Source organism: Pseudomonas sp. SIMBA_067, assembly GCF_046534675.1.
Taxonomy (GTDB): Bacteria; Pseudomonadota; Gammaproteobacteria; order Pseudomonadales; family Pseudomonadaceae; genus Aquipseudomonas; species Aquipseudomonas putida.
This window is the reverse complement of record NZ_JAWRYH010001264.1, coordinates 1-239: the sequence shown is the minus strand read 5'-3', so window position 1 is coordinate 239 and position 239 is coordinate 1. Positions and strand designations below refer to the sequence as shown.

At 48.1% G+C, this 239-nt stretch carries 1 pseudogene; it reads right to left on the bottom strand.

Annotated features, from left to right (window positions below):
• Positions 1 to 239: pseudogene (locus tag SB765_RS33355) on the bottom strand (hypothetical protein); the annotation flags it as partial.

Sequence of the window (239 nt, the reverse complement as noted above, 5' to 3'; positions counted from 1 at the left end):
CAGTTTTACCGTTAACGGTGTGGGTACCTTCGCCCAGCAGATGCCAGTAGCTGGTCATTTCGATCAGCTCATCGTAATAGCTGGAGATCCCTTCCGCACGTTTCTGGATCTGCTCGTTGGTGACGATATCGTCAAACACAACAGACGGATCGTTAACGATATTACGAATGATATGAGTATAGGAACGGGAATGAATCGTTTCTGAGACCTGGGTCGAAACCTGGTCGTTCTCAGAAACG